The sequence below is a fragment of the Kushneria avicenniae genome (assembly GCF_900112585.1).
Classification (GTDB): domain Bacteria; phylum Pseudomonadota; class Gammaproteobacteria; order Pseudomonadales; family Halomonadaceae; genus Kushneria; species Kushneria avicenniae.
On sequence record NZ_FOLY01000003.1, the window covers coordinates 324,431 to 349,351 of the forward strand.

The following is a 24,921-nucleotide window of genomic DNA, read 5'->3' on the forward strand; positions in this document are numbered from 1 at the left end:
ACTGCATTTTTTACCGATCCTTTCCTCTGGCAAGCGATGGGGTTTGTAGCGGTGGCCACCACGTAAAAAGGGCCGCCCGAAGGCAGCCCCTGTTGGTATGGTTCGTTTGTCAGTGGGTTTTCTGACGCTGTAACTCCTGTGCCTGATTCTGCGCCCGCTGCTGAAGGCTGTTTTTCGGGCCGCTGTATTGCTGTTCGCAGGCCAGCAGTGACATGGCACGCAGTACGGTCAGGCTTTCCGGTGCCGGCGGTGTCTCCTGTGCCGGGTCGATTTGTCGATTCAGCCCCATCAGACGTTTAACCAGCTTCTGCTGGAAGCGTTTGGCCTGTTCCTGCTCGACCCGGGCGCGGTGATCGGCCGGACCATGCTCCTGATTGTTCGGCTCACTTTTCACATCGTGGTCGGTCTTGCGCTTGACCTCCGGCAGCAGGGACAGCAGGTGGCGACCCTCGGGCAGATCCAGCAGCGCTGCGGTGGCATTCTCAAAAGCCTGTTCGACTTCCAGCCCCCATGCCTCCTGCCGCGCGACCTCGTATTTACGGCGGGCGTCGATCACGGCGATGTGTTGCTCGGTTAGTGGCGCCTGCAATTCGCCGGCCATGGACTCAAGTTCTTCGGCGGTCTCTCGGCTTTCACTGACCGAGCGTTTGACCTGCCGAATCTCTTTGGTCAGGTCGCCGTTGCTCTCGCGCAGCAGGTCGCGCCAGCGGCGGTCGTTGCTCTCGGCTTCTTCCCGGGACGCTGCCGCACCCTTGCTGAAGCGCTCGACGCGCTGGTGAAGGTCGGTCAGCGTTTCACGCTGGCTCAGGTACTCATTGCGGGCCTGTTCGTGTCGGGTCATGTGGTTGGCCATGGGGGCAGCTCCTGTCTGTGTATCGGCGGTGGTCGTGGTCTGGGCGTTGGCGTTGGCAGCGGTCATGGGGTGGCTCCATGCAGTGGATGAGGGGGCGGCCATCAGGCCGCCCCGGATTGCGGGGGTAAAGATGAGCGCGGCAAGCGGCGCCATAGCAGCGGTCGTTGTCACGACGTCGTGTTCTCCATGTCCAGCCGTTCGGGATCGATCACGAAAAACCGCGCCGTACCGCCGCCGGGCAGGCGGTACTTTTTCTGTATCCGGCCCACCTCCACCTTGGCCAGTGCCTGGTGTGTATTGAGCGTTCGAAGGATGCGATCCCGGCTGTAGCCTTCGACGGCTTCCAGCAGCGCGGCGCGGTTGAACAGGTACAGTCGGCGGTTGTCGTCCACCTCATAGAAGCCGGCACGGTGTGAGACGTGGGCGGCAAGCTGGGCGTTAACGTCGGAGAAACGGCTATCGCCGTGCAGTGCGATGAAGTCGGCCAGCGCGGTGAGGATTTGCCGGTCTTCGGCGTTGCCGTCGCCGATGGTGGCCAGCCACTCCATGAACAAGAGCCGGCAGGCCTGAATGGCGGTTTCCGGTGGCCACGGCAGGATCTCCCATTCGCTGGCCAGCTCCCCGGCCAGCGCCATGGCGGCGAAGCGATCCGCCACACGTCCGGCCTGCGAGCTGGTGACGTTGAAGCGCCTTCTGATCTCGCCAAAGCGCCACGGCAGGCCGTTGGCCACGTCCTCATCGATCAGGTGTTCCACCAGTGCCGGACCGGCGTGGCCGTAGTGCTTTGATACTGCCCCGGTCAGGGTACGGTGGAAGGTTTCGCCGTCCATGCCGTGAACGTCATCAAAGGCGCGGTATTTGCGGGTGCCGGCGTTGATGTCCACCATGCGCAGTTCGGCCCCGGCATGTGCCGTGCTGCCGCCCATGGCGGCGTGATCGGAGAGCGAGCGCTCGCCGCTCGAGAGCGCCAGCAGGCGCCAGTAGTTCTTGGGCCGGCCTTCCCGCTCGCGGGTCATGGTGCCCTTGCCGGTGCCGTTGGCAATCGCGTAGGCGTGGCCCTGTATCTGCTTCGGGCTGGCCCGGCTCATCTCGTCGTTGATCATCACGGTGTCATTGCGAGACGACGCCTCGATCTCGACCCCGCCGCCGGACATGTCCCACGACACCTTGAAGCGATCCGGTGGCCCCCAGATCGTGGCGGCCACGTCCTGTGCCAGCGATTTGCCGCTGGAGGAATCCCCCACCAGATGGATGCCGCCGCCGTTGACGCCGACCTTTTTGAGCAGCGGCCCGGCCAGCGCGCAGCACACCGACAGGATCAGTACCGGGTTGCCCAGGCATGGGGTGGCCACCTCTTGCTGCCATGCCTCCAGACTGCCCCGGGTGTCGAAGATCTTCGCTTCACGCCCGGAACTCTGGAACCGTACCCGGGTGCTGCCGATGATCCGCTCGGGCAGCACAAAGGCGCCGCTGCGTTCATGCCAGCCGGGCCTTGTGGTGGTTTCCAGCACCACATCAGGGGCGTGATGACTGGCCACGAACGCCGGAATGTATTTGCGGTGGTGGTAATCGACGATCAGGCCCTGACGCATCAACGGCTTCAGCACGTCGTCACCCTTGCCGGCCAGCGCCTCCATGGGAATGACGTATTCCAGCTCCCGGCCCCGGTGATAAAAGCGCACCAGCCGCCCGATGCTGCCGTCGTCGCTGTCGATGGTCTCGGCCTCGATATACAGCGGCGAGCAGATCCATAGGTCGAACGGCTGGCCGGGTTCATCCGGCGAGGTCTGCTTGATGCCGTGATACCAGGTGCCGGCCCGGTAGAGCCGCCCGTCGATGTTCACCGGGCCGTCATAGGTGGCAAAGCCGGGCCGGGTGATGCCCTCGCGCTCGGGTACGTTGGGATTGCCCACCAGTGACAGGTGCGGTTCGTGGTTGCTCATTGCGCACCTCCTGTCTGGCCGGTGCCTTTTGACTGGCCGGCGCCTTTCTTCTGGCGAGCGTGGGGGTTGCGGTGTTCTTCCGGTGACTGACCGGCCTGCTGCCGGTCGCGGCGGCGTTCACCGTCGATGCGCTGCCGGTGCCAGCAATACAGGTCGTTGAAGTCGGTGGCGTCCTCCGGGGCGCCTTCCGGCCACTTGGGATACAGCACCAGCGCGCCGGCGGCGACCGCGGCGTCATTGGCCATCTTTTTGCCGGGGTTGCCTTCGGTGTGCCGGTCATCGTCGCCGGCGATCACCAGTTCCAGAGAGCCGTTGAGCGCCCTTTTCATGTAGAGGGCCACGGCTTCCAGATTGCCGGCATTCATGGCGCACGCCACGGGGTCGCCGGTCAGCCGGTGAAGGGTGGCGCCGGTGGCCCAGCCCTCGCAGACGAACAGACGCCCGCCGGGGATCAGATCCCCGATCAGCGAGTAGGCGCCGGTCACACGGCCGCCTTTCAGAAAGCGCTTGCGCCCGTTGGGCATGATCCATTGCAGATTGACCAGCTCGCCATCGGCATACAGGGGCACCATCAGCCAGCCGCGCCCGGACTGGCGCAGGTTATAGACCGGCAGCTTTTTGGCGATCAGGTAGGGGTGATGCTTGTTGGCCGGGCGGGCGCTGTCCCAGTAGCGCCGGGCGCGTTCGGCGGCGGCCTCGCGGTTGCGGGCCTGCTCCTGTTCCATCGTGCGCCGGCGTTCTTCATGGGCTGCCGTCAGTGCGGGATCAAGCACCGGCGAGGACTGGACCGGCATACCGCAGCGGGCAGGCCGGAACACACCGAGCCCCAGCCGGGCATCGATCTCCATGGCGGCATCGACCTGCCGGCGATAGCTGCGCAGGTAGCACAGCAGTGACACCAGATCACTGCCCCGGGCGTCACTGTCGGCAAAGTCGTTCCACTTGCCGCTGGTCAGTGATACCCCAAAGGAGCCGGCGTGGCGGTCGCCCCGGACGGTATTGCGGGCCTGCCACTCGCTGCCCTGTCGCCTGCCTTCCGGCAGCCACTCGGAGAGCAGCAGTTCGGCGTACTCGAGCGCCGCAAGACTGACGCGGCGGATTTTGGCGATGGTCTCGTGCTCAGCCATGGGCCACCTCCCGGCTGTGCGCCCGACCTGCAATGTTCATCAGATCGTCGGCATCGTTGAGCAGCAGATAGGCGGCGTGGGCGATGCTGGACAGGTCGCGGCCATCGATGGCGCCGCCCTTGCTCTCACCGCCCAGGGTGGTGACGGTGAACAGCATGTCGCGGGCCGCCGAGAGTCGCAGGCCGGCGCAGTCGTGCAGCTCGTCAAAGCTGGCATGGCCATCGATCAACAGCGCCGGGCGATTGTTGGTCGGGTGAGCGGTCAGCGGGACGTATTGATCAGCCACGGGCCACCCCCTCACCGATCAGGTCATTCAGGTCAGAGAGCAGGTCGGAATAGTCAGCAGCAGAAATGGCGCCCAGCGTGTGAGCCATGCGGGCCATGCCCACCAGTTCGGCAAACTGCTCCGAGCGGCGATTGACGCGCAGCTCGATCAGGCGCGAGCCGATCAGAGCGATGGCTTTCTGGGAAGCGGGTATGTCTTGAGTATGGGAATTTTGCGGGCGTGCGGACGCACTACAGGCGTGAATAGCCATGGGGCGGACTCCTTTGTGTGATTCGGAGTCGTCGCCAAACGTTCTCACGCGCTTGGAGACGACTGTGCACGGGGTGAGAAACCGGCCACAAAGGAAACCGGCCAGACCGAAGTCTGCCCATGCACAGCCGCCATAACAGCAGGGTGCGGACGCAAAAAAAGCGCCTGCAATGCTATTGGGGGCGCTACTGCGCCTTTGTGAACTCGGGTTCTCACGCCCGGTCGCAGATTTTGCTGCGACCCTTTCATCATAATCAGACCGGCGAGGACGTGGCAAGCCATGCCGGGACGATTTTGTCCCGGTGGCCAGTGCCGGATCTCGAAAAAAGTGCCCGGCAGCCCGTCGTGTCCTGGTTTTTTCGCGTGTCATGGGAACAAAATCTCCCCAACCCCACCCGGTGACTACCGGGCAGCGGTGATATGGATCAGTTCAGAGGGTCAGGCGGTGGCGCGGCTCAGCAATCGGTCTCGATGCTGGGGCCCCGGTGCAGATCGGTCAGCAGGTGACGGTTTGCGGGATGTTCGGCGTGATGGCCGGGTGAGGCGTTCGACTTGTGCTGTGTGACAGACACAAAGCGCTCACTGCCGCCGCGCACAACCTCGCGGCCCGGCAGGTTGATGGCCCCGGTCAGGGCCGAATCCATCGACTCCATGTCCGCTTCGGTAAAGTCGATGCTCTGATTGCCGATCTTCATGGTGAAGCGTTTCATGCGCGGGCCTCCGGTCGGGCTGTGTTTTTCAGGGTGGTGTTGCGCTGGGCGAGGCGTTCGGCGATCCAGCCGTCGATCTCTTCTTCCAGCCAGGCGACGCTGTTGTCGCCAATCGGGACCGGCGCCGGGAAGGTGCCGTCGCTGACGCCCTTGTAGATCGATGAACGGCTCTTGCCGGTCTTGAGTTCGACGTCACGGCGGCGCAGCAGGCGGTTGCCCAGCTGGATGCGCTCGACGTGCCGGCAGGCACTGGTTTGGGAGTGTGTTGATGCCGTCATGGGCGTTTCCTGTCGTGGTTGATTCGAGCGGCGCAGGTGCCGCCGGGGACAGGATCAGCTTGCCAAGGGATGGTGGGGACTTCGAGCGGCTGGCGTTGTAAAACCGGGCTTTACAGCAGAATCGGCAGAACAAGGCTTATATATGGCCACAAAAAAACCGCGACGGCGTTAACGGTCGCGGTTGAAAATCCAGTAATTTCAAATATCGATTTAGGTAGGTGTTTGTCATCCACATCAAAAAAACTAAAAACTTCAAACATAAGAAAGCAATAGCTGATCCTTACTCCTAAACCCTCTTCTGTTTAAAGTCTGAGCCAGCATTTCCATTTGATCATTTTTTAGGAAATTCCTATACATATATCTCATTCTTTCCTGATCCAACTTGTGCAAACTCGTATTTTCAGTGTAAACATATCTAGCAAACTTTCTTAACCATATCTTTTCTGAGCGCGGTATTTTAGATGCACTCCTATGTCGAACACTAATATTGATCATTAGACTTAGTTGAACGCTAGCATGTAATCTCAAAAAATCTTTATAAAATTGATAGGCATTTAAATATTCAAAAAAGGAAGTATCAGCGAACCCTCCATCGTGTCTATCAAGTTTAGAAAGCTTTTCAAAGAAGCTTTGCGGATTTTCCGTCCACCTTTTATAAGCTATCAGAACATCTTTTCGGATATTACCCTTTAACTTGCAATTGACTTTTTGCACCAAATATCTAGTTATTTCGGCAAACTCGCTACTATCTGATTCAAAATAACCTAGATTTTCGTAAGATGTAGCTAAGAACCCATTTTCAACACTCAAGCTTTCATACGGAAACTCTGCAGAAAATTGGTCGTGACTATATATATTATCTATATAAACCTTACTTTCGCGCACCGATTCTTCTACACTCATATTTATAACGCCGATTCTAGCAAGCCAAATTTTTATCCCGGCGGCATGCATTATATCCCCAAATTCTATAAAGTTTTGCTTAGTCCAGTCAGATTCAAATCTAGCAATATCCACCTCAACTTCTTCTGCATTTTTTTGTGACCAGCGCCATACAGAACGCCAAGATTTTTCAAACTTTATTTGGTTATAATAAGGACTTAACTCTAATTGATCCAATACATCCTGATCACTTAAAGAAGCTTTCGAAACAAGCTCTAGCATAAATTTAGCTGGAAGAACTTCTTTACTAAAATTAAAGTTTTTGTATTTCTCATTGATAAGAGCAGCTAACTTCTTATCTTCTTCTCCTAACCCGCCAAACCAATATTCCCCGAGCTTATCCACATCTATATTTTTTATATCCCCTCCATGGTATTCAAGATAAAAGGCCGTATAAGCATAAGCTAGCGCTTCATTGCCTGCCTGATTCAGCTTGGCTCCTTGAGTCAACTTGAAAATATGCTCTAATTCTAACAAAGCTCTTTTTAGCAAGCGCAAGTTATTTAAGGATGATTCTTCGTAGGCTCTAAATATCGAATCCTGAGCACTCCCTAAAATTTCCTTGCACAAGACTTCATTTTTTCTAGAACATTTTGACTTATCTAAAAAGTCATTTAGCACAATCTCGGGAGAAGGGTTAACTTTTACTGTTTTTCCGATCACTTTTTCCCGAATTTTTTTAAACTCGGGCATTTTAACCAACAACTCTTCTTGATGAGCTATTAGAACCACTTTTGAGCCAAACGTGCTGATCAATTTATCAGCCAACCCCAGCAACTCGTAATCTTTTAAACCACAGCGCTCGATATCATCAAAAATATATATTTTTGGCTTTTCGAAAACGTTTAGAACAGCTTCAGAAAAAACTGAAGAATCTATTCTAAACCTTTTAAACGTAGCTCTTGCGAAACCGTTTGTGAGCTTTTTCCATTTACTGCGCATTCTTTTTTTATAGAAATTATCAAAAACCAATTCTTCGTATAAAAAATTGATGTCGCTTATTCCATGCAAACTGACCTTTACGCACTTACCCTTTATTTCAGGTGGCAAACTTTCAAGGACATTTTCCACAAAAAAAGTTTTTCCTGCCCCCCATGCTCCATCTATTAAAAAAGCGTAATCCGTTTTATCTTCACTTACTATGTATTTTCTTAGCAAACGTTCGCTATTTAAGTTCAATGAATTATTTGTACTCCCCATTACACTATCCTTTTGCGCTTGGAAATATATAGCTTGCCCATGCCTGCATCATTGCCGGTCTCTGCTCCGGCGCCATATGCTCTGCATGGGTATAGATCCCTTGAATACCCGGCAGCTTATGCGAGAGCTGCATCTCTATCCATTCGCCCGGGTAGCCCATCTCCTTGAGCGCTGTGGCGATGGTATGGCGTGTGCCGTGAGGCACATGCCGGCCATCAAAGCCCATGCGCTTGAGCGCCATGCTCCACGTCATATCGGACATGGGCCGAGTGCTGTCATTACGACCGGGGAATAGCAGGTTGTAGTGGCCAGTGATGCGGTGCAGATCCCTGAGCACGTCCAGTGCCTGGGTAGGCAGTGGCACCTTATGCTCCTTGCCCATCTTCATCCGCTCGGCGGGAATGCGCCATAGGGCCTTGTCGAAGTCGAACTCTTTCCACTCGGCCTTTCTCAACTCTCCCGGCCTGACAGCGGTCAGCAGCAGGAGCTTGAGGCCGTACTTCACCAGTACGTTGCCCCTGTAGTTCTCGATGGCCTGCACCAGCTCCGGCAGTTCTTCGGGGCCAATGTGGCTCATGCTGCCTTTCTTGAACCGCTGGAGCGCGACGCCCAGATCGGCCAGTGGGTTACTGTCTACCCGGCCCGTTACCACAGCCAGCCGGTAAATATCCCGGCAGAAGAAATGCACGCGGCGCTTTTGCTCATGCTTGCCCTGCTGTTCCAGCCGGCGAAGAATCCCCAACCAGTCCATGGGGGTAATGCTCTGGATCGGGCGATCCCCGACATAGGGGAATACGTGATTTTCCAGCACTGACCAGCTCAGCTTTGCCCGGTTGGAGGTGGCCTTCCATTGCTGCGCCTTGCCGCTGTGCCATTCATTGGCCAGCGTGCGGAAATGGTCAGCGTCGAGGTTCTCCAGCGCTTCCTGTTCGGTTCGGCGATGTTCGGCCGGGTCGATGCCCTGAGAGACCAGCCGGCGGGCCTCACTGGCCTTCTCACGGGCCTCTGCCAGCGTCACCGTGGGGTAACTGCCAAAGCTCATCATGTTGCGCTTCTTGGAGCCGTCCGGGCGGGTATAGCGAAAGCGCCAGCCCTTGCGACCATTGGGCGCCACGATGAGCTGCAAACCGTCGCCGTCACTGAGCGTGATGGTCTTGTCAGATGGTTTGGCGGTTTGGATCTTCTTGATGGTCAACGGCATGGTGGTATAGAAACAAAAATCTAACAGGGGTATATACCACTTACTATACCTTTCGGGTGCTGGATTGGGTAGGAACAGGCAGGAACGGGAAAGACGCTAAAACGGTATTTTTGCAGCAATTTCAGGGATTTAAAGGAATGGAGAGGACTTGCTGGGAAGGGGTAGTGGCGCGCTTGTTGGGATTCGAACCCAAGACCCCCGCCTTCGGAGGGCGGTACTCTATCCAGCTGAGCTACAAGCGCGCGGGGTGTCTTCGCAGGGAAGACAACGCGCTATCCTAACGCTCGCACCCGCCACTGTCCACTCTCCCACGGCGCGCCGTCCTGTGTACGTCATCAGACAGGCAAGCGCCGGCAGGGCTTTTATACTAAGGCTCGAACCATAAAAAAAGATCTGACCTGACCACCTTCGAGGTAGAGATCATGCGCCTGCATTTCACATCTTTGATGGCCGCCACCACGCTGATGGCCGGTCTTGTCACCACGACCGCCCACGCCGACGATATCAACGGCCAGCGAATCTACGACGGCAACTGCGCCGGCTGCCACGACGGCGGTCGCGGCCCGCAGCGCGGCGCCAACGGCTGGAAGGTGCGCCTGAAGGCAGGCGATGAGACCCTCTACGATCACGCCATCGAGGGCATCGGCGGCATGCCGGCGCGCGGCGGCAACGAAGCGCTCTCTGATGAGGAAGTGGAGGCGGCAGTCGATTATCTGGTCGCCCCGGCCAGGGACAGGTAACGTCTATCCTGACGCGTCAGACCACCTTTTTTGGACAAGCAGAGGGAATCCCTCGATGGGCATGAGCGAACAACCGGGCGGTGAGCCCACTATCGACATGGTCATTCAGGCGCACCAGGCGCTGAAGGCCAGAAAACCACTGGTGCAGTGCCTGACCAACAACGTCACGGTCAATCTGGTCGCCAATGCACTGCTGGCCGCCGGCGCGACGCCGGCGATGATTGATAACCCGGAAGAGGCCGGACGCTTTGCCGCCCGGGCCGATGCGGTGCTGGTCAATCTGGGCACACCGCAGAGCGACCAGGTCAAGGCCATGCACAAGGCCGCCAGCGGCGCCCATCAGAGCGGCACACCCTGGGTGCTCGACCCTATCGGCGCAGGCAGCATGACGTGGCGTCACGGCCTGGCACTGGAACTGCTGGAACATCGGCCCACGGTGGTACGCGGCAACGCTTCCGAAATCATCGGGCTGGCCGGTCAGGAGGGCCACGGGCGCGGCGTGGACAGCGCCATGAGCCCGCAGGCCGCCATCGGTGCAGCCAGGGAGCTGCTCGATCAGGCCTGCGCGGTGTCGGCTTCCGGGCCGGTCGACATGCTGGTCGGCCCGCTGCTCAACCGCCATCACAATGGTCATGCTGTGGCCGAAATCGGCGGCGGCAGCGAGTGGCAGCCGCGCGTCAGCGGCACCGGCTGCGCGCTGGGGGCGATCGTGGCGGCCTACTGCGCCGTGGTGCGCGACCCGCTGTGTGCTGCCGTGGCCGCGCACGTTCACGTGGCCGTGGCCGCCGAGCTGGCCGAGGAGCACGCCCAGGGGCCGGGCAGCTTTGCCATGGCCTGGCTGGACGCGCTCGATCAGGTGGATGAAGCGCTGCTGCGCCAGCGCGGGCTGATCGCCGTGCGCTGGCTGGAGGCCTGAGTCGATGCCACCGGCGCCTGACGCAACACCGCCGCGCATCGGCATCATCGGCGCCGGTATCGCGGGGCTGGCCGCCGCCATCCGCCTGCGCCTTGAAGGCGCTCATGTCGAGGTGTTCGAGGCCGGTGAGACAGCCGGCGGCAAGCTGGGCGAGCTGGTACTGGGCGAGTATCGCTTCGGCATCGGACCGTCGCTTCTGACCATGCCGGAATACATCGACGAGCTGTTCGAACTGGCCGGTGAAGTGCCCGGGGAACACTTTCGCTATCAGCGGCTGGACACCGTGTGCCGCTACGCCTGGGAAGATGGCACCCGGCTGGACGCCCGCGCCGACCCACAGGCGTTTGCCGAGGAGGTTGAGCGCGTGCTGGGCGTGCCGGCACAGCGCGTGCTGGCAACGCTTGACCATGGTCGGGAGAAGTACGATCTGACCGGGCGGACCTTTCTGGAAAAGTCGCTGCACACCCCGGGCACCTGGCTCACGTCGGAAGTGGGCCACGCCCTGACCCGGCTGCACCGGCTCGATCTCACCCGCACCCTGCATGAGGTACACCAGCGCGATCTGGGTGAGCCGCATCTGGTACAGCTCTTTGATCGCTTCGCGACCTACAACGGCTCCAACCCGTATCGCGCGCCGGGGCTGCTGTCGATGATCGCCCACTTTGAACACGGTGCCGATGCCGGCGCCTTCGTGCCCGAGGGCGGTATGCCGGCGATCGCTCAAACCCTCTATGGTCTGGCCAGCCGCCTGGGGGTGATCTTTCACTTCGAAACGCCAGTGGCCGAAATCCTCACTCGCAAGGCAGGCCGACGCCCCCGCGCGACAGGTCTGCGTCTGGCAAATGATCGAGAAGTGCTCTTTGACCGAATAGTCAGCAACATGGATGTGTTTTTCACCCATGAGCGGCTACTGCCCCATGCGCCGGCGCCCAAACGGGTGCTGGCGCGGGAGAAGTCGACCTCGGCGCTGATCTTTTACTGGGGTGTGGATAGATCCTTCCCGGAACTGGATGTGCATAACATCTTTTTCAGCGAGGATTACCCGGGTGAATTTGAAGCGCTGGAGGCCGGCACGCTCTGTGATGATCCGACCGTCTATGTCAGCATCTCTGCGCGCTACGACCGGCGCGCGGCCCCCGCGGGCGGCGAAAACTGGTTCGTGATGATCAACGCCCCGTTTGCTGCGCCGGAGCAGGACTGGCCGGCGCTGATCGAGTGCACCCGCGAGCGGGTGATCCAGAAACTCGAGCGCATGCTGGGCCGCGGGCTGCGCGACGCCATCGTTGAAGAAGCGGTTTTTGACCCGACCACGATCGAGGCACGCACGCTGTCCCATCGCGGGGCGCTCTACGGCACCAGCTCCAACGACCGCATGGCGGCCTTCATGCGCCACCCGAACTACAGCCGTCACGTTGATGGGCTCTATTTCTGCGGCGGCAGCGTGCATCCCGGCGGCGGCCTGCCGCTGTGTCTGCTGTCGGCCAGAATCATGACCGAGGTCATGGCCCGCCGTGAGCCCTTGCCGCACACTTTTGACGCGAAGGACACTGCCTGATGACCTCACGCCTTCCTGCCACACGCCTGCGCCCGACGCCGGTGATCGTGCTGTTGACGCTGATCTATCTGGCCGGCGTCATCGGCATCGCCCTGCCACTCCATGATCAGTTCATTCGCCTGACCCCACTGACCCTGCTGGCCTCGCTGGGGCTGGTGATGGCCTTTCACCCGGGCCCGAGCGGGCCGCTACGGGGCTATGTGGCGCTGTGTTATGTCGTGGGCTTTGCGGCCGAGGCGATCGGCACCTCGACCGGGCTGCTGTTCGGCGACTATGCCTACGGCCACGTACTGGGACCGACACTCTGGCACACGCCGCTGATCATCGGGGTGAACTGGGCGCTGCTGCTGTACTGTCTCAATGTGGTGGTGCAGCGCGTGCTGCCGGGGCTTTCGCGACTGCTCAAGGGGGTGGTTGGCGCGGCCCTGATGGTCGCACTTGATGTACTGATCGAACCGGTCGCCATCCATCACGAGATGTGGGCCTGGAACGCCACGCAGGTACCACTGAGCAACTACATCGGCTGGTTTATTGTCTCGCTGCCGGTCTCGATCTACTTTCACTTCCTGTTTGCGCGCGTTTATAACCCCGTAGCCACGGCTGTGGCGCTGTTGCTGGCAGGCTTTTTTGCGGCGCTGACGCTGCTGGGTGTCTGACCGACGCAAGAGGGCTTGAACCCGCCAGAGGCTATATGAGAACGACAGATGCCCCGACACCAGCAGGTGATCGGGGCATCATGAGTTGAGGTTATCGGCGCCGACGCCGATGCAGGATGACCGCAATGAGCACCACCACCAGCACGATCCCACCGGCGGCCATGCCCACCCGGGCCAGCATCAGGATGTTCGAGGCCGGGCCTCCATCACGAATGCTCTGCACGTCCTGCGACGAGACGCTGACATCAGGGTTGCCGTAACGCTCAAGCAGATAGTTGGCCAGTGCCGCGATCTGCTCGTTGTCCAGCGAGGTGACTGCGTTGGGCTGATCACCAAAGGGCGGCATGAAGAAATGGCCGTTCTGCGTTTCGCGATCCACGCCGTAGAGGATCGCCGCCAGCAGGTTGCTGGCAGTGTCACCGCCCAGTGCGGCATTGTGATAAAGGCTCGGATAGTAGCCATCCGCCGTACCCTGGCCATCGTAATTATGGCACGAAGCGCAGTGTGCGGCGTACAGCTGGGCGCCTTCGCTGTCGCCTTTCAATCCTTTGGCATAGCTTGTGCCGCGAAAGCTCAGATCACTGCCGGGACTGCCACGCTCAAAGCGGTTGTCTTCCTCGGCACTGCTGCCGTCATCCCCGGTGCGAATGGCCGGCAGCGTGCCCAGATAGGTCGCCATCGCCTTTAGATCATCATCCGTTAGATGCTGGAAGCTGTGCTCGATGGCCTCGGCCATGCTGCCTGCGGCCTGCGCACGATCGATCCTGCCGGTTTTCAGGTAGGTGACCAGATCCTGCCTGGACCAGCTACCGATGCCGCTGGTCACGTCAGGCGTGATGTTGGGCGCATACCAGGGTCCCACCTGGGCGCCGGCCAGCCATTGATCGCCTTTCTCCTGCATCAGAATGCCACGGGGGGTATGGCAGGTGCTGCAGTGCGCCGGCCCTTCGACCAGGTAGCGGCCGCGATTCCAGGTCTCACTGTGCTGCGGGTCCGGCGTGATAACGCCATCCTTCAGAAAGAGCAGATTCCAGAACTTCATGGAAAAGCGCAGATTCATCGGAAACGGCAGGTTTGTTGTCCCGGTGGGCTCGTTGACCGGCGTCACGCCCTTCATGAAATACACATACAAAGCGTGAATGTCGTCATCGCTGAGATGGGCATAGGCCGTATAGGGCATGGCCGGGTAGAGATTGGCACCGTCGGCACGCACGCCCTTGCGCAACGCACGGGCAAAGTCCTGCTCGCTGTAGTCGCCGATGCCATCACTCGTTGAGGGCGTGATGTTGGAGGCGATGATATCGCCGACCGGTGAGGCGATCGCAAGGCCTCCAGCCATGGGCTTGCCACCCGGTGCCGTATGACACGCCGTACAGTCGGAAGCGGTGGCCAGATACGCTCCGCGCGCCATGACGGCCGCGTCATCGCCGGCAGGCGTCGAGGTCGCTGCCATGGCCTGTAGACTCAGCAATAGAGCGCCGGCGCCTGTCATCATGATGACCCTTCTCATGCCGATGCCCCCCTCGCCTGATTCACCAGCGCCTCGGCGGCCCGAAAGGCCAGCGCCACCATGGTGAGGGTACTGTTGCCACAGGCGGTGCTGGGCATCGCACCCCCGCCGGGCAAAAAGAGATTGTCGTGATCGTGTGATCGGCACCAGCTGTCCACCACCGAGTCGCTCGGATCATTGCCCATGATGGTGCCGCCCATGAGGTGCTTGCTCTGAGCAAACCCTTTGGGCTCCTTCACCTCGACAGCCCCCATGGCGCTGGCAATGCGACGAGCGATCGGCATTGAGTAATCACGCGCCGAACGGCGGGTATAGTCACCCACGTCATAATGGATGTGCGGTTTGGGCAGCCCCAGCCAGTCCTTGCGATCGGACAGCGTCAGGCGATTATTGGCGTCGGGCAGAATCTCGTGGGCCGCCACCAGGTTGACCGTGCAGGCCGTGCGGCGGCGAATTTCCTCATCCAGCGCCTGCCCGACCTTGCCGGTCCTGAGCGCATCGAAGGTGACATAGCGGTTGCGGGCGAAGTTGTTCATGCGGAAGTAGGCACCGGCATGCTCGCTTCGAAAATCGCCCTGGGAGGTTTCCATGATCCCGCTGTTCACCACCGGCCCGCGACCCAGCCAGTAGGGCTCCTCAAGCGTGAGTGTCAGCCCGATCTGCGGGTGGTCCATCATGTTGCGACCGACCTGGTCGGAACGATTGGCAATGCCTGTCGGATTGCGCTCATCGGCCGACATCAAAAGAAGTTTGGGCGTTTCGATCCCGTTGCAGGCGATCACGAAGTGTTTGCCGGTGACCCGATGGCTCGTCTTTTGCGGATCGAGATAGTGCACCGCCTGTATCCGATTGTTCTCACCGGTTTCAATGCGATGAACCACCGCGTTGGAGAGAATCACGGCGCCCTTGCTCTCGAGACGCGCAAGGGCAGTGGCCGCATCGTACTTCGCCCCGATCGGGCAGACCGGCACGCAGTTATTGTTGGCACAGCAGGCCGGTCGACCATCGTAGGGCGTGCCACTGTTGCGTGCCTGCGCCACCGGCAGGTTGGTGTAGCCCAGTGCCTCACTGACCACGCGGGTAAATTTTTCCTCGCCCGGTGAAAACGGCAGATGCGGCATCGGATAGGGTCTTGAGCGCGCGCGTCTCGGCCACTGAAGGTCCGGGTCGGATGGCCCGCAGATCCCCAGGGCGTATTCGGCCATGTTGTAGTAGGGGTCCAGCGTGTCGTAGTCGAACACCCAGTCCCGCCCCACGCCATACAGGGAGTTGAGCCGCATGTCCTCCGGCGTCAGGCGCCAGCATGTTCCTGCCCAGTGCCAGGTCGAGCCACCGGCATAGCGGATGTAGGTCTGGGCATATTCGTCCGGCCCGCTCAGCTGGAGATAGTCCTCATCGGGATTGCCGGTACGCGGCATCGGATGCGGTGCCCAGGGGCGCGGTGGATAGCTGGAGGAGGCATTGCCCTTGATGCCCAGCGGCAGATTGCGAAAGGTTTCGACCACTTCGCCGCGGCTGACCCGCGGTCCGGCTTCCAGCATCAAAACGGAAATGCCGGCGTCGAGCAGCTGCTCGGCCATGACGGCACCGACCACACCGGTACCCACGATCACGACCTCGGCAGAGGATGGATGACTCATGTCAAGGGACTGCCTGATGAAAAAAGAATAAAAAGGACTTAAAAATCCGGAAGGGCATCCAGCGGTGCCGAGGCGATCTGCCAGCCATTGGGCGCGGAAAGTCCGAAGGAGGGAATGGGCGTCATGTCGAGCGTGGTCTGGTAGGTCAGGGCGCGCTCATAGGTGAACAGCGTCGCCTCCGGACTCGAGTCCGAACTGCCGCTGTACCAGGCCGCGATGATCCAGTAGGCCAGCTCGCGCGCCGGCCCTTCGGGCACATCGTCAAAGAACGCTTCGACCCTGCGCGCCTTCCGGCCCTCGGCCGTGGCCAGCAGCTCATCGATCAGCGTCTCGAGCTGTTTGAAGTGGCGTGCGGCATGAATGGCCATTTTCCTGCCCACTTCTTCGTCAAGCTGATGGTTGACCAGCAGCCCAGAGAGACGCATGAAGCGCTCATTCAGGGCCCCGTCGATCTCGGGCGCGGCCCAGGCAAGGTGTGGGGACGCCAGACAAAAGCTGCCCGCCAGGGCAAGCGTATTACGCAGGACCCGGCGACGGCTGACGCCGCGGGCAGAGAAAGCATTGTTCACGGAAAGGCTCATCGTTTTGTCGTGCTACAAAATCGGCAGGCATATGGACGCGTGCTGTCAGGACACTCCTGCCCACCGCAGATGTGCGGCATTGTAACGCAGGCGACAAAAAACTTAATTATTTCTTATGTCAGATACCGTGGTTTCGATAGACCGCCTCATGAAGCTCAGGCCTTCTGGCGGCACTGAACCTGTCCGGTTTTAACCCCCTTTAACCTTCCTCCGGCGAGCGGAAAGGCGCAGGCCCGGTGGTCTCGCGCACCACCAGCTCGGGCGCCATTGTGACCTGCTGCGGTGCCCCCTGTTCACCGCTAATGCGCGCCAGCAACAGCTCACTGGCACGTGCCCCCATCAGATCGGTTCTGACCCGCACGCTGGTCAGAGGTGGCGTGGTGTAGGCCGCCGCACTCATGTCATCAAACCCGGTCACGGAAACGTCAACGCCAGGGCGCAATCCCAGCTTATGACAGGCTGATAGCGCCCCGAAGGCAATCAGATCCGAGAAGCAGACCACGGCAGTCGGGGGACAGTCCTGATCCATGAGCGCCTCGAGGCCGCGATGACCGAATGCCAGTGTGGTCGGGCCGTATTGCACACTTCGCGGATCATGTGGATAACCGGCCTGCTGAAGGGCCTCCCTGAAGGCCTGCTCGCGATCTTTCGCGGTGGAGGTCGTGCTGCCGCCGCCCAGCCAGGCAATACGCCGATGCCCGAGCGACAGCAGATGCTCGACCACCAGCGTCATGCCGCGGGCATCATCGTTGATGACCCGATCCACTTCGGCACCGGGCACATCCCGCGAGAGCAGTACCAGTGGCAGATGACGCAGATGCGCCACGTCCACACCATGGAGATCATCCCGGGTCGTACCGGCAGCCGGAATCAGGATCAGTCCCGAAGCACCGTGTTCAGCCATGCGACGCATGAAATCGGCCTGTACCGCCAGCGATTCCTGAGCGTGGCAAAACAGCATCATCCGCTCCTCGACACGAAAGCGCTGCTCCATGGCCGTAATGAATTCGGTGAAAAACGGGTTACCCAGATCATTGAGGCACAGGGCGACCGTGCCGCTGTCACCGCGCCTCAACCCTGCCGCATGACGGTTGTAGATATAGCCCACATCAAGAGCGACCTGATGAATCTGCTCGCGCATCGCCGTTGATATTCGCACATCGTTTCGAAGGGCCAGCGACACCGTTGAAACGGTAACGCCAACACGCTCCGCAATATGCTTGAGAGTAGGACGGCGAGTCATACCCGGTCTCCTTGAAACAGCACGAATATCGTTTTGGCGCGCAGGGATCCGCCCTGACGAAACGCAGCAGATCGAGCCATATTCGACCTTGTCATGAAAGACCATGGTCGGATTGGTTCAATCGATTGAATTGCGTTTAATCCTATCAGATTTCGACGCAGCGGCGGATCAGCCGCGCCTCTTTCCTGTTCGACCACAGGAGCACCGACATGGCTCATACGTTCTCCGGCATCGCGCTGATGACTGCCGTCACACTGGGCATCCTGACAACCACCGGCGTGGCTCGGGCCGATGATGCCGCCTGCACATGGAAACCCGAGCGGGCCGTCACGATGATCGTGCCCTGGGGCACCGGCGGCGGCACCGATGCCAATGCCCGCCGACTGGCCAGCCTGCTGGAGCAGGAGATGGGCGTGCCCTTCAATGTGGTCAACCGCACCGGCGGCAATGGCGTGATCGGCCATACGGCACTGGCTCGAGCGCGACCGGATGGTTACACCATCGGTGCTGCCACCATTGAGCTGGCCACCATGCATCACCTGGGGCTGACACCCCTGACCTGGCAGGATGCGACGCCGATTGCACTGGTGGATCAAAATCCTGCCAGCGTTGTGGTGAAAGAGGATGCTCGCTGGGACTCCCTGGAATCCCTGCTGGAGGAAGCCAGGGAAAATCCCGGCGAGCTGACAGCTTCCGGCACTGCCCAGGGCGGCATCTGGCACCTGGCGCTGGCCGGCATGCTTCAGGCGGAGGGGCTGCCCCCCGATGCCATTCGCTGGGTGCCCAGCCAAGGCGCGTCACCGGCGCTTCAGGAGCTGATGGCCGGCGGTGTGGATGTCGCCACGCCATCCCTGTCAGAGGCGCAGCATCTGGTCCAGCAGGGCGAGCTGAAAGCGCTGGCTTACATGAGCGACACGCCCAATTCGAGCCTGCCCGAGGTGCCCCTCACGGCAGACGTGCTCGACAGCGGCTGGACACAGAGCGCCTTCATGACCATCAGCGGCCCCGGCAATCTGCCTGAAGAAATGACCTGCGCCTACGACCAGGCCATCAGGAAAATTACCCGGAGCGATGAGTGGGCCCAGTTCAAGGCCAGTCGGGGTAGCGAGGTAGTGTATGAAGGGCCCGAGCAGACCGCAGAGCTTTTTCATGACACCGACCAGCAGCTGGGCGACGTCATCAATGCCATCGGGCTGGCCCGATAGTCAGGAAAGAATGAACGAAAGAAGCAGGCAAGGAGCAGGACATGACACGCACTGATCTGTTTCCGGGGCTTTTGCTGGTGCTGTTCGGTGCGCTGGTCTTCTGGCGTGCTTCAACCTTTCCGAGCATGGCAGGCCTGCCCTATGGTCCCGGCCTTTTTCCCTCAATTGCCGCCGTCGGGCTCATGGTCTGTGGTGTGCTGCTGCTGATCTCGACGCTTCTGATTCGACAGCGCCCAACGCCGGCCAGCACTTCCGCCCAGTCCGAAGAGGATCAAAACCCACCCATGCATCATCGCCGGGCCGGTATACGACTGGCGTTACTGGTGCTGATCGTGGCCGGGTTTGGCCTGGCGCTGGAGCCGCTGGGCTTTCATCTCACCTCGCTGCTGGCCATCACGGCCACGGCGCTGCTGTTTGGTCTGAACCTGCCCCGCGCGCTGTGCCTGTCCGTGTCGCTGATCTTCGGGGTGCATCTGCTGTTTTATTCCCTGATGAATGTTCCGCTGCCCTGGGGCGTCCTGACACCGCTGGCCTGGTGAATCCATATGGATATCGATACCCTCCTGCGCCTTTTCTCGCCACAGTCGCTGACCGTTCTGGCGCTGTGCACGCTCTACGGCACGCTGGTCGGTGCCATGCCGGGCCTGACGGCCACCATGGCGGTGGCACTGCTGGTGCCCTTTACCTACGTCATGGACCCGCTGATGGCGATCAGCGCCATCGTGGCGACCACCACCACGGCCATCTTTGCCGGCGATATCCCCGGCGCGCTGCTGCGTATCCCGGGAACGCCAGCCTCGGCGGCCTACGTCGAAGATGCCTTCCAGCTGTCGAGTGCCGGTAAATCACGCTCGACCCTGCTGATCTCGTTACTGGCCGCCTCTATCGGCGGGATCGTAGGCGTCGTGCTGCTGGCCCTGATCGCACCGCAACTGGCCAGAGTCGCCATCGGATTCTCAAGCCATGAGGTGTTCTGGCTGGCAACCCTGGGACTGAGCTGCGCCGTCATGACCAGTAATGCCTCGGTCATCAAGAGCTTTGCCAGCCTGTTCATCGGCCTGTTTATCGCCTGTATCGGCATCGATGTGGCCGTGGGCCATCCGCGCTTTACCTTCGGCTGGTACGAACTCTTCGATGGCGTCAGTTTCATTCCCGCAATCATCGGGCTTTTTGCCCTCAGTGAAATCATGCGTGCTGCCAGCAGCGGCAAACGCCAACCGCCCCCCATCGAAGTACGGGAAACGCTGCCACAGGCCTGTCGCGAGGCCATTGCCACTCTGGCGCGCTATCGGCGCAACGTGGCGCGTTCAAGTGTTGCCGGCACTCTGATCGGTGCATTGCCCGGGGCCGGCGCCGATATCGCCGCCTGGATCTGCTATGCCTTTTCAAAGCGTTTTTCGCGCCAGCCCGAACGCTATGGCAAGGGGCATATTGAGGGGATTGTTGATGGTGGCTCGGCCAACAACGCCGCCATTGGCGGGGCCTGGACTCCGGCACTGGTGTTCGGCATTCCGGGCGACAGCGTCACGGCCATCGCCATCGGTATCCTGTTGCTCAATGGTCTGTCGCCGGGGCCGCGTATCTTCACCGACAACCCGGAGATCGTTCACACCCTGTATGGCGCCTTTGCGCTGACCAATCTGCTGATGATTCCGGTCGGCATTGCGGTCATTGCCCTCTCGAGCAGAATCGTGCGCGTCCCGCGCCGTGTCCTGATGCCGATCGTGCTGCTCTTTTCGCTGGTCGGCGCCTACGCCATTACCAACTCGGTCGTCGCGGTCTGGATTGTTCTGGCCCTGGGCATTCTGGGCCATGCCATGGAAGCGACCGGGTTTCCGCTGGCGCCGGCAATTCTCGGCATCGTGCTGGGAGGTATTGTCGAAGAGAACTTCATGACCTCGATGATCAAGTCCCAGGGTGACCTGCTGGCCTTTTTTGAGCGCCCCTGGGCGGCGGCGCTGGGCGTGCTCACGCTGATGGTCTGGACAGTTCTGCTCTGCCGAGCACTTTATGAGGGCTATAAGCGCCAGCGGGCCCTCTCCTTCAATGCACCCAAGCGAGAGCCCCGATGACCTCCTTCAACCCGACCCGTAAAGCCCTGGAGCAGGGCCGTACCGTCAGTGCACTGTGGCTTGAAAGCGCCAGTCCCGAGATTGCCGAGATGGCCGTCCATGCTGGCTGGAAAACCATTCTGGTCGACAACGAGCACGGCATTGCCAGTCTCGAACACACCGCGCATCTGCTACGCGCCGTCGAGGCCGCCGGAGGCGATGTGGTCCTGCGCATTCCTGCCGAAGACCCGGCCTATCTGAAACGGATACTCGACATGGGTGTGCGCTCGATCATGGTGCCCATGATCAATTCTGCCGCACAGGCCCGCGCCATCGTGGATGCCTGCCGCTATCCCCCGCAGGGCAATCGTGGCTACGCCGCCCCCATCGTGCGTGCCTCACGCTTTGGCGCCGTTGGTGACTATGCCCGGATAGCCAACGACAATCTGCTGCTGATCGTACAGATCGAGCATATCGATGCTCAAAAAGAGATAGAGGCCATTGCAGCCATTGAAGGTATCGACATGCTGTTTATCGGCCCCAACGATCTGGCCGGTTCCATGGGGCGCCTGGAGCAGCTGGAGGATACCGGGGTGCGTCAGGCCATTCAGGACATGGAAGCACGCATCAATGCAAGTGGCTGCTGGATGGGCACCATCACGGCACCGACCCGTGGTGTAGACACATTGTCACAAGCCGGTTATCGCTTTGTGGCAGGGCCCAACGACATTGCCATCATGGCAAATGCCCTGCGCAGTGAGGCGACTCGATGGCGGGCACTGAACGATGACTTTGATCTTGTCCAAAAAGGATAGCCATCTCTGGAGGACGACATGAGCCATGCTCGCCCATCCGGCGCTGTCGATGCCAGCAATCGGCTACAACCATTCTTTTTGGCAGACTGTGCGTCGGCTCGGCCTGTCTATACCGATCGGAGTCTTTCATGGAACACGACATCACGCTTTCGCTTGAAGAAGCACGAGCGCTGAGCCGGCGCATTCTTCAAAACGCAGGTTTCAGCGAGGGACATGTCGAGGCGATCACCCGGAGTGTGGTCGCCGCGCAGCGCGATGAGTGTCACTCCCACGGGCTGTATCGCCTGCTGGGCATCGTGGAGACGGCCAAAATGGGCGGGCTCGATCCACAGGCGGTGCCGGAAGTGATCGATCATGCCCCCGGCATCGTGAAGGTTGATGCCCGCTATGGCAGTTCGCTGCTGGCCTTCGAGCAGGGCCTCCCCCCCTCTGCAGGAAAAGACCCAGCGCAACGGTATTGCGGTGCTGATGATCAATCACTGCTTTCATTTCTCGGCGCTGTGGTCGGAGGTGGAAGCGCTCTGCGCGCGCGGGCTGGCGGGGATTGCGATGAACCCGACCCACGCCTTTGTGGCCCCCAGTGGCGGCGTGCAGGCCCTGCTGGGCACCAATCCTTTTGCCTTTTCCTGGCCGCGGCCGAACGGCAATCCCTACACTTTCGACTTTGCCACCAGCATGGTGGCGCGCGGCGAAATCGAGCTGCACCGCCGCGCCGGCAAGGCCATTGCCGACAACTGGGCGCTGGATGACCACGGCCAGCCGACCACCGACCCGACAGCAGCACTTGAGGGCGCCATGCTGCCCTTTGGCGGTCACAAGGGCTCGGCGCTGTCCACCATGATCGAGCTGCTGGCGGGGCCCTTGATCAACGATGCCCTGAGCCACGAGACCCACGCGGCCAACGAAGAAGGCACCGGTCGGCCCTGTCACGGCGAGCTTGTCATCGCGCTGTCACCAAAAACATTTCTGGGCGATCAATGTGATGCGGGGCTGGCGCACGCAGAGAGGCTGTTCGAGCAGATTCTGGGCCAGGGCGCGCGGCTGCCGTCGCAGCGCCGCTTTGAAGCGCGCGAGCGCAGCCTGACATCGGGCGTATCGATCCCGGTGGCACTCTATCGGGATCTGAAGGCGCTAACCGGTGAGAAGGCCGGCGAGAACTAGCTGAGCAGCGAGCGCAGTCCGGCAATCGCGCTCTGGCCGCGCTCGTGTTTCTTGTCGGGGTCTTCCTTGTCAGCACGACCGAACCATTCCAGATCCTCCGGCGGCAGTTCATCGAGAAAGCGACTCGGCGCGCAGTTCATCATCTCGCCGAACTGCTTGCGCTGCTGGGCCAGCGACAGGGTCAGCGTCTGGCGGGCGCGGGTGATCCCGACATAGGCCAGCCGGCGCTCCTCTTCGATGGTGTCCATCTCGATCGAGTTGCGGTGCGGCAGCAGCTCCTCTTCCATGCCCATCACATAGACGTGCGGAAACTCGAGCCCCTTGGAGGCGTGCAGGGTCAGAAGCTGCACCTTGTCGGTGTCATCTTCCTGAGCCTGCTGATCGAGAATATCGCGCAGTACCAGCCGCGAGATGGCCGCTTCGACGTCGTCGGTCTCCTCGGCTCCCTCATCGCCCTCGTCCGTGTCACGGTGCATCGACTTCTCGAGCTGGTCGATCAGGATGTACACGTTACCCATGCGCTTTTCAGCGATGATCGGCGCGCTGGCGTTCTGATAGAGCCAGGCCTCGTAATCCATCTCGGCAAACATCGCCCGGATCGCGGCGATCGCATCGCCCTGATCCATGCGCTTGCGAATGCCTTCAAGGAAGTGATTGAAGCGCCCCAGCCGATCCACGGCGCGCTCCGAAAGCACATGCGACAGCCCCATCTCACTGCAGGCGGCAAAGAGACTCACCTTGCGCTCCTGAGCGTAGTTGGCGAGTTTTTCAAGCGTCGTGGGGCCGATCTCGCGGCGCGGCACGTTGACGATACGCAAAAAGGCGTTGTCATCGGCCGGGTTGATCAGAAGGCGCAGATAGGCCATCGCGTCCTTGATCTCGTTGCGCGAGAAAAAGGAAGTGCCGCCGGAGAGCTTGTAGGGAATCTGGTGGTGCTGAAGCTTCAACTCCAGCAGCCGGGCCTGAAAGTTGCCGCGATAGAGCACGGCAAAATCGCGCCACTGAGCGCTTTCCTTGATGCGCCGAGTGAGGATTTCGGTGGCCACCCGCTCGGTCTCGGCCTCCTCGTTGCGATTGACGATCACCCGAATCGGCTCGCCGCGGCCCTTGTCCGACCACAGCGTCTTTTCATAGACGTGGGGGTTGTTGGCAATCAGGGTGTTGGCAGCCTTGAGGATCACCGAGGTGGAGCGGTAGTTCTGCTCCAGTTTGATGACGTTGAGCGAGGGAAAGTCCTCGCCCAGCTGCACCAGATTCTCCGGCCGCGCGCCGCGCCAGGCATAGATCGACTGGTCATCATCACCCACCACGGTGAAGGTCTGACGCTCGGCCATCAGCATGCGCACCAGCTGATACTGGCTGGAGTTGGTGTCCTGATACTCGTCCACCAGCATGTAGTGGATGCGGTGTCGCCAGCGCTGGAGCACCTCCGGATGACGCTCGAACATGGTCGCCGGCAGCATGATCAGGTCATCGAAATCGACCGCGTTGTAGGCCTTCAGGTGACGCACGTAGTGCTCATAGATGCGTGCGCAGTACGCGTCATCCTCGGTCTCGGCATGCGACAGGGCGTGGCCCGGCAGGATCAGATCGTTTTTCCAGTTCGAGATCTGGTGCTGCACCCGGTTGATCTGATCGGCATCGATCTGGGCATCCTTTTGCATCAGATCGCGCAGCAGCGCCTTCGCATCCTCCGGATCAAACAGCGAAAAGCCCGGGCGCAGACCCAGCGTTTTCAGCTCCGAGCGGATGATGGTCAGTCCCAGCGTGTGAAAGGTCGACACCGTCAGGCCGTGGCCGCTGCGACCGGGCAGCAGCGCCTGCACGCGTTCCTTCATCTCGCGGGCGGCCTTGTTGGTAAAGGTCACCGCTGCAATGCGCCGGGCACTCATGCCGCACTCATGCACCAGATAGGCAATCTTGGTGGTGATCACGCTGGTCTTGCCGGAACCGGCACCGGCGAGTACCAGACAGGGGCCATCGATGTATTTCACGGCGTCACGCTGGCGCGGATTGAGGCCGCTGATGCGGTGGCGAATATCGGACATGGGAACAACCT

At 60.4% G+C, this 24,921-nt stretch carries 23 protein-coding genes, 1 tRNA gene and 1 pseudogene; 10 read left to right on the forward strand and 15 right to left on the reverse strand.

From position 1 onward, the window contains the following. Positions 1-109: 109 nt before the first annotated feature. The 10 genes from BM079_RS07900 to BM079_RS07945 all read right to left on the reverse strand — a co-directional run bounded on the left by BM079_RS07900 (position 110) and on the right by BM079_RS07945 (position 9,031). On the reverse strand, positions 110-919 hold the full coding sequence (locus BM079_RS07900) for a hypothetical protein (RefSeq protein ID WP_090132710.1): 810 nt from the start codon (positions 917-919) through the stop codon (positions 110-112). A gap of 101 nt (positions 920-1,020) precedes the next feature. Further along, on the reverse strand, positions 1,021-2,796 hold the full coding sequence (locus BM079_RS07905; protein ID WP_090132712.1) for a DUF927 domain-containing protein: 1,776 nt from the start codon (positions 2,794-2,796) through the stop codon (positions 1,021-1,023). After that, positions 2,793-3,923, reverse strand: coding sequence for a toprim domain-containing protein (locus BM079_RS07910; protein ID WP_090132714.1), 1,131 nt, complete (start codon positions 3,921-3,923; stop codon positions 2,793-2,795). Before BM079_RS07910 ends, BM079_RS07905 begins: the two co-directional genes overlap by 4 nt. Next, on the reverse strand, positions 3,916-4,209 hold the full coding sequence (locus BM079_RS07915; protein ID WP_090132716.1) for a hypothetical protein: 294 nt from the start codon (positions 4,207-4,209) through the stop codon (positions 3,916-3,918). Before BM079_RS07915 ends, BM079_RS07910 begins: the two co-directional genes overlap by 8 nt. Then, positions 4,202-4,459, reverse strand: a complete 258-nt coding sequence (locus BM079_RS07920; protein ID WP_090132718.1) for a hypothetical protein — start codon at positions 4,457-4,459, stop codon at positions 4,202-4,204. The genes BM079_RS07915 and BM079_RS07920 overlap by 8 nt, the downstream gene beginning before the upstream one ends. A 454-nt stretch (positions 4,460-4,913) precedes the next feature. Next, positions 4,914-5,168 carry a hypothetical protein gene (locus tag BM079_RS07925; RefSeq protein ID WP_090132720.1) on the reverse strand — a complete coding sequence of 85 codons (255 nt, stop codon included), beginning with the start codon at positions 5,166-5,168 and terminating at the stop codon, positions 4,914-4,916. Continuing rightward, complete coding sequence (locus BM079_RS07930; protein ID WP_090132722.1) at positions 5,165-5,446, reverse strand: helix-turn-helix transcriptional regulator; 282 nt, start codon at positions 5,444-5,446, stop codon at positions 5,165-5,167. Before BM079_RS07930 ends, BM079_RS07925 begins: the two co-directional genes overlap by 4 nt. 252 nt (positions 5,447-5,698) lie before the next feature. Beyond that, positions 5,699-7,588, reverse strand: coding sequence for a P-loop NTPase fold protein (locus BM079_RS07935; protein WP_139215279.1), 1,890 nt, complete (start codon positions 7,586-7,588; stop codon positions 5,699-5,701). 4 nt (positions 7,589-7,592) lie between these two features. Continuing rightward, on the reverse strand, positions 7,593-8,789 hold the full coding sequence (locus tag BM079_RS07940) for a tyrosine-type recombinase/integrase (protein WP_090132727.1): 1,197 nt from the start codon (positions 8,787-8,789) through the stop codon (positions 7,593-7,595). 165 nt (positions 8,790-8,954) lie between these two features. After that, positions 8,955-9,031 (reverse strand) — tRNA-Arg (locus BM079_RS07945). Positions 9,032-9,211: 180 nt separating this feature from the next. On the opposite strand from BM079_RS07945, the gene BM079_RS07950 reads away from it, so the two are divergent. From BM079_RS07950 to BM079_RS07965, 4 genes are all read left to right on the forward strand, one after another. Continuing rightward, the gene (locus tag BM079_RS07950) at positions 9,212-9,529 is read left to right on the forward strand and encodes a c-type cytochrome (protein ID WP_090132729.1); all 318 of its coding nucleotides are present in this window, start codon (positions 9,212-9,214) and stop codon (positions 9,527-9,529) included. A gap of 61 nt (positions 9,530-9,590) precedes the next feature. Then, positions 9,591-10,445 carry a hydroxyethylthiazole kinase gene (gene thiM, locus BM079_RS07955; RefSeq protein WP_175489640.1) on the forward strand — a complete coding sequence of 285 codons (855 nt, stop codon included), beginning with the start codon at positions 9,591-9,593 and terminating at the stop codon, positions 10,443-10,445. Positions 10,446-10,449: 4 nt separating this feature from the next. Next, positions 10,450-12,000, forward strand: a complete 1,551-nt coding sequence (gene crtD, locus BM079_RS07960; RefSeq protein ID WP_175489641.1) for a 1-hydroxycarotenoid 3,4-desaturase CrtD — start codon at positions 10,450-10,452, stop codon at positions 11,998-12,000. Further along, the gene (locus BM079_RS07965; RefSeq protein ID WP_090132730.1) at positions 12,000-12,656 is read left to right on the forward strand and encodes a carotenoid biosynthesis protein; all 657 of its coding nucleotides are present in this window, start codon (positions 12,000-12,002) and stop codon (positions 12,654-12,656) included. The genes crtD and BM079_RS07965 overlap by 1 nt, the downstream gene beginning before the upstream one ends. Before the next feature lie 91 nt (positions 12,657-12,747). Here the strand turns inward: BM079_RS07965 and BM079_RS07970 are convergent, their stop codons facing one another. The 4 genes from BM079_RS07970 to BM079_RS07985 form a co-directional block, all read right to left on the reverse strand. After that, entirely contained in the window at positions 12,748-14,151 is a 1,404-nt protein-coding gene (locus tag BM079_RS07970) for a c-type cytochrome (protein WP_217639656.1), read from the reverse strand. 11 nt (positions 14,152-14,162) lie between these two features. Beyond that, on the reverse strand, positions 14,163-15,806 hold the full coding sequence (locus BM079_RS07975) for a GMC family oxidoreductase (protein WP_090132734.1): 1,644 nt from the start codon (positions 15,804-15,806) through the stop codon (positions 14,163-14,165). A gap of 38 nt (positions 15,807-15,844) precedes the next feature. Beyond that, positions 15,845-16,387: a sugar dehydrogenase complex small subunit gene (locus BM079_RS07980; RefSeq protein WP_090132740.1), complete on the reverse strand. Its 543-nt coding sequence runs from the start codon at positions 16,385-16,387 to the stop codon at positions 15,845-15,847. 199 nt (positions 16,388-16,586) lie between these two features. Next, complete coding sequence (locus tag BM079_RS07985; RefSeq protein ID WP_090132741.1) at positions 16,587-17,630, reverse strand: LacI family DNA-binding transcriptional regulator; 1,044 nt, start codon at positions 17,628-17,630, stop codon at positions 16,587-16,589. A gap of 209 nt (positions 17,631-17,839) precedes the next feature. On the opposite strand from BM079_RS07985, the gene BM079_RS07990 reads away from it, so the two are divergent. The 6 genes and pseudogenes from BM079_RS07990 to BM079_RS08010 all read left to right on the forward strand — a co-directional run bounded on the left by BM079_RS07990 (position 17,840) and on the right by BM079_RS08010 (position 22,862). Continuing rightward, positions 17,840-18,835: a tripartite tricarboxylate transporter substrate binding protein gene (locus tag BM079_RS07990; protein WP_090132743.1), complete on the forward strand. Its 996-nt coding sequence runs from the start codon at positions 17,840-17,842 to the stop codon at positions 18,833-18,835. A gap of 41 nt (positions 18,836-18,876) precedes the next feature. Next, entirely contained in the window at positions 18,877-19,374 is a 498-nt protein-coding gene (locus tag BM079_RS07995; protein ID WP_090132745.1) for a tripartite tricarboxylate transporter TctB family protein, read from the forward strand. Positions 19,375-19,380: 6 nt separating this feature from the next. Further along, positions 19,381-20,907: a tripartite tricarboxylate transporter permease gene (locus BM079_RS08000; protein WP_090132747.1), complete on the forward strand. Its 1,527-nt coding sequence runs from the start codon at positions 19,381-19,383 to the stop codon at positions 20,905-20,907. Next, positions 20,904-21,701: an HpcH/HpaI aldolase family protein gene (locus BM079_RS08005; RefSeq protein ID WP_090132749.1), complete on the forward strand. Its 798-nt coding sequence runs from the start codon at positions 20,904-20,906 to the stop codon at positions 21,699-21,701. Before BM079_RS08000 ends, BM079_RS08005 begins: the two co-directional genes overlap by 4 nt. A 128-nt stretch (positions 21,702-21,829) precedes the next feature. Next, positions 21,830-22,060, forward strand: a pseudogene (locus BM079_RS16945) (Ldh family oxidoreductase); the annotation flags it as partial. A gap of 28 nt (positions 22,061-22,088) precedes the next feature. After that, positions 22,089-22,862: an Ldh family oxidoreductase gene (locus tag BM079_RS08010; RefSeq protein ID WP_281243943.1), complete on the forward strand. Its 774-nt coding sequence runs from the start codon at positions 22,089-22,091 to the stop codon at positions 22,860-22,862. Here BM079_RS08010 and rep read toward each other — a convergent pair. Further along, a complete protein-coding gene (gene rep, locus BM079_RS08015; RefSeq protein WP_090133276.1) occupies positions 22,859-24,910 on the reverse strand; it encodes a DNA helicase Rep in 2,052 nt (683 codons plus the stop codon). The two genes, BM079_RS08010 and rep, sit on opposite strands and share 4 nt — an antisense overlap. Positions 24,911-24,921 lie beyond the last annotated feature (11 nt).

Excerpts from the sequence above, each read along its gene's own strand:
- BM079_RS08000 (WP_090132747.1), top strand. The coding sequence starts at position 19,381 with ATGGATATCGATACCCTCCTGCGCCTTTTCTCGCCACAGTCGCTGACC.
- BM079_RS08005 (WP_090132749.1), top strand. The coding sequence starts at position 20,904 with ATGACCTCCTTCAACCCGACCCGTAAAGCCCTGGAGCAGGGCCGTACC.
- rep (WP_090133276.1), bottom strand. The coding sequence starts at position 24,910 with ATGTCCGATATTCGCCACCGCATCAGCGGCCTCAATCCGCGCCAGCGT.
- BM079_RS07920 (WP_090132718.1), bottom strand. The coding sequence starts at position 4,459 with ATGGCTATTCACGCCTGTAGTGCGTCCGCACGCCCGCAAAATTCCCAT.
- BM079_RS07990 (WP_090132743.1), top strand. The coding sequence starts at position 17,840 with ATGGCTCATACGTTCTCCGGCATCGCGCTGATGACTGCCGTCACACTG.
- BM079_RS07965 (WP_090132730.1), top strand. The coding sequence starts at position 12,000 with ATGACCTCACGCCTTCCTGCCACACGCCTGCGCCCGACGCCGGTGATC.
- BM079_RS07935 (WP_139215279.1), bottom strand. The coding sequence starts at position 7,588 with ATGGGGAGTACAAATAATTCATTGAACTTAAATAGCGAACGTTTGCTA.
- BM079_RS08010 (WP_281243943.1), top strand. The coding sequence starts at position 22,089 with ATGGCAGTTCGCTGCTGGCCTTCGAGCAGGGCCTCCCCCCCTCTGCAG.
- BM079_RS07910 (WP_090132714.1), bottom strand. The coding sequence starts at position 3,923 with ATGGCTGAGCACGAGACCATCGCCAAAATCCGCCGCGTCAGTCTTGCG.
- BM079_RS07940 (WP_090132727.1), bottom strand. The coding sequence starts at position 8,789 with ATGCCGTTGACCATCAAGAAGATCCAAACCGCCAAACCATCTGACAAG.
- BM079_RS07995 (WP_090132745.1), top strand. The coding sequence starts at position 18,877 with ATGACACGCACTGATCTGTTTCCGGGGCTTTTGCTGGTGCTGTTCGGT.
- thiM (WP_175489640.1), top strand. The coding sequence starts at position 9,591 with ATGAGCGAACAACCGGGCGGTGAGCCCACTATCGACATGGTCATTCAG.
- BM079_RS07975 (WP_090132734.1), bottom strand. The coding sequence starts at position 15,806 with ATGAGTCATCCATCCTCTGCCGAGGTCGTGATCGTGGGTACCGGTGTG.
- BM079_RS07970 (WP_217639656.1), bottom strand. The coding sequence starts at position 14,151 with ATGATGACAGGCGCCGGCGCTCTATTGCTGAGTCTACAGGCCATGGCA.
- BM079_RS07905 (WP_090132712.1), bottom strand. The coding sequence starts at position 2,796 with ATGAGCAACCACGAACCGCACCTGTCACTGGTGGGCAATCCCAACGTA.
- BM079_RS07900 (WP_090132710.1), bottom strand. The coding sequence starts at position 919 with ATGACCGCTGCCAACGCCAACGCCCAGACCACGACCACCGCCGATACA.
- BM079_RS07950 (WP_090132729.1), top strand. The coding sequence starts at position 9,212 with ATGCGCCTGCATTTCACATCTTTGATGGCCGCCACCACGCTGATGGCC.
- crtD (WP_175489641.1), top strand. The coding sequence starts at position 10,450 with ATGCCACCGGCGCCTGACGCAACACCGCCGCGCATCGGCATCATCGGC.
- BM079_RS07985 (WP_090132741.1), bottom strand. The coding sequence starts at position 17,630 with ATGACTCGCCGTCCTACTCTCAAGCATATTGCGGAGCGTGTTGGCGTT.
- BM079_RS07925 (WP_090132720.1), bottom strand. The coding sequence starts at position 5,168 with ATGAAACGCTTCACCATGAAGATCGGCAATCAGAGCATCGACTTTACC.
- BM079_RS07930 (WP_090132722.1), bottom strand. The coding sequence starts at position 5,446 with ATGACGGCATCAACACACTCCCAAACCAGTGCCTGCCGGCACGTCGAG.
- BM079_RS07980 (WP_090132740.1), bottom strand. The coding sequence starts at position 16,387 with ATGAGCCTTTCCGTGAACAATGCTTTCTCTGCCCGCGGCGTCAGCCGT.